Below are 2908 nucleotides of genomic sequence, written 5' to 3' on the forward strand. Positions count from 1 at the left end.
GACGTCTGGTGCGGGGCGGGTGTCGGGGGCGGTTCGCTGGTCTACACGGGGGTGACGGTGGCGCCGCCGCGCCGGTACTTCGAGCGGTTCTACCCGTCCGGGCTGCGCTACGAGGAGTTCGTCCGCACCTGGTTCCCGCGCGCCCGCGCGATGCTGGGCGCCTCGCCGATGCCCCGCGACGTCTATATGTCCACCCCGTTCCTCCACTCGCGGGTGTGGGACCGGCAGGTGACGCGGGCGGGCTTCCGGCCCGGGCCCCTCGACTCGACGTTCGACTGGGAGGTGGTGCGCGGCGAGCTGGCGCACCGGGTGCCGCTGTCCGCGACGGCCGGCCAGTCCGACTTCGGCTGCGGCAACGGGGCGAAGAAGTCCCTGACGCGCAGCTATCTGCCCGCCGCCCTGGCCACGGGAAACGTGCAGTTGCGGCCGCTGCACGAGGTCCGTTCGATCGGCCGGCGCGGGGACGGCCGGTTCCGGGTGGAGGTCCGCCGGCTGACGCCCGGCGGGGCGGTGCTGGGCACCGAGGAGTTCACCTGCGACCTGCTGTTCGTGGCGGCGGGCACGCTGAACACCAACCGGCTGCTGGTCGCCGCCCGCGACCGGGGCGGCCTGCCCGACCTGCCGGCCGCTCTCGGGGAGGGGTTCGGCGACAACGGCGATCAGGTGACCGTCCGTTCGCAGCCGCTCGTCCAGCACGGGGCGACGCAGGGATCGCCGTGCGCGTCCGGGGTGTTCGTCCCGGACGGCCTGGGGCTGCCGCTGCGCGCGGAGAGCTGGGTGCTGCCGGCGTTCCACGGGCTGCCGGCGGTCGTGACGCTGAGCATGACGGCGGACGGCGACCACCGGGGGGCGTTCCGCTCCGACCCGCGCACCGGCCGGGTGCGGCTGACGGGCTGGGGCGGCGGGTCGGCGGCCTCGGCCCGCGCCGCCCTGGCGTTCAGCCGGCGCGTCATCGCCGCCAACCCGGGCACGCTGCCGCTGACCGTGCGGATCCCGCCCTTCACGGCGCACCCGGTGGGCGGGTGCGCGATCGGCAAGGTGACGGACCTGGAGGGGCGGGTCAAGGGCGTGCCGGGGCTGTACGTCGTCGACGGCTCACTGCTGCCGGGCACGGTGGGCGGCGCCAACCCGTCGCTGACCATCACGGCGCTGGCCGAGCGCGCGCTGGCGGGGATCGTCGCGCGGTCGGGGTGACGTCCGGGAGACCGCCCTTCGGGTCCAGCCCGGCGCGGACGGCCGCCCGGGCGAAGACCACCGCGTCGAGGGGCGCGGCCCCGCCGGGGTCGTTGTTGAAGTAGGCGTAGACGTCCGCCCGTCGGGGCCAGGTGTCGGCGACCCGCCGGGCCCAGCCGGTGAGGGCCTGCCGGCCGTAGCGCGGCCAGGGCCGGGCCCGGCCGCCGTGGAAGCGCAGATAGCCCCAGTCGGCGGTGCGCCACAGCGGGCCGGCGGGCCGGGAGCCGGCGTCGGCCCAGCACAGGGCCGCGCCTCGGTCTTCGAGGACGGCCCGTGTCTCGTCCGTCCACCAGGAGGGGTGGCGGGGCTCGACGGCCACCCTGGTGCCGGCCGGGAACTCGGCGAGCGCCGCGTCCAGCGTCGCGGGGTCGCCGCGCAGGGTGGGCGGCAGCTGGAGCAGGACGGGGCCGAGCCGGTCGCCGAGGCCCGCCGCGTGCCGCATCAGCCGGGCGACGGGCTCGGCCGGGTCCCGGAGCCGCTTGATGTGCGTGAGGAAGCGGCTGGCCTTGACGGCCATCACGAACCCGTCGGGCGTGCGGTCGCGCCAGTCGGCGAACGTCTCCGGGGAGGGGAGCCGGTAGAAGGCGTTGTTGTTCTCGACGGTGGCGAAGTGCCGGACGTACTCCTCCAGCCACCGTCGCTGGGGCAGTCCGTCCGGGTAGAGGCCGCCGCGCCAGTCGGCGTACTGCCAGCCGGAGGTTCCGACGAGGAGGGGCATGGGGCATCCCTGCCCCGGCGGGCGGGCCGTCTCACGGCCGGCCGCCTTTCGGGCGGGGCCCGGCGGCCGGCCCCCGGCCCCGCGCGCCCGTGGGGCCGCCGCTCCCGGACGGGCCGTACCTTTGTGCCTCCTGCCTCCGTGGCGCCTACTTCTTCAGCCAAGTGATCATGATGCCGCCGTTCGTGCCGTCATGCCCGCGGTGCCCACCGGCTCCGGTCGCGCCGGACACGCCCCGGTCGCCGTACAGGCCCACACGGCCGCCGTCTCCGCCGCGTCCTCCCTTGCCGCCCGCGCCGCCGCTGCCTCCGTCGCCGCCCGCGCCGTAGTGGTGTCCGGCGTGCGCGACCGCCGCTCCACCCGTGCCTTCGTTGGGGTGGTAGGGGAAGATGCGGTAATAGCCCCCCTCGCCGCCGATCCCGACCGCGCCGTTCTCCCCCCAGGCCCCGGCGGAGCCCTCGTGCCCGTCACCGCCCGCGCTGCCGCCGTGTCCAGGCGCTGTGGCCAGGCGCTTTCCCACGCACTCGCCGGCCGTGCCGGCGGTGGCCGCGCCTCCGTGGCTCCGAGCGGGCCCGCCGTTCCCGCCGGGGCTCCCGTATCCGCCGAAGGCTCCTCGGTAGCCTCCGGTGCCGCCGGCGGCCACCGCGTCGTTCGGGGAGGCACCTCGCCCTCCCTCGCCGCCGTGCGCGGTGAGCCAGGGGCCCAGGATGCCGATCCGGGTGGATCCTCCGGACTGGCCCGGTTGCCCCGGGTCGTTGCCGTGCCCGGCCCCTCCGTTGGAGCCGATGTCTCCCCCCGGGCCGCCGCGGCCCTGGCCGGTTCCGCCCCCGCCGCCCTTGCCCCCGTGCCCGACGTGGACGTCCAGGTGGCCTTCGGGCGGCAGCGGGATCCGGCAACTGACCATGCCGCCCGCGCTGCCGCCGTGTACAGGCGCTGTGGCCAGGCGCTTTCCCACGCACT

At 76.8% G+C, this 2908-nt stretch carries 3 protein-coding genes; 1 reads left to right on the plus strand and 2 read right to left on the minus strand.

From position 1 onward, the window contains the following. Nucleotides 1-1194 (plus strand): GMC family oxidoreductase (locus ACSNOK_RS32225; protein ID WP_436784334.1); only part of this gene is annotated, 1194 nt, incomplete at its 5' end. Here the strand turns inward: ACSNOK_RS32225 and ACSNOK_RS32230 are convergent. Together ACSNOK_RS32230 and ACSNOK_RS32235 are read right to left on the minus strand one after the other, a co-directional pair. Beyond that, complete coding sequence (locus ACSNOK_RS32230) at nucleotides 1142-1951, minus strand: DUF72 domain-containing protein (RefSeq protein ID WP_436784335.1); 810 nt, start codon at nucleotides 1949-1951, stop codon at nucleotides 1142-1144. The two genes, ACSNOK_RS32225 and ACSNOK_RS32230, sit on opposite strands and share 53 nt — an antisense overlap. A gap of 145 nt (nucleotides 1952-2096) precedes the next feature. Beyond that, a partial coding sequence (locus ACSNOK_RS32235; RefSeq protein WP_436784336.1) for a hypothetical protein occupies nucleotides 2097-2908 on the minus strand: 812 nt, incomplete at its 5' end.

This window comes from Streptomyces sp. URMC 126, from assembly GCF_051386555.1.
Classification (GTDB): domain Bacteria; phylum Actinomycetota; class Actinomycetes; order Streptomycetales; family Streptomycetaceae; genus Streptomyces.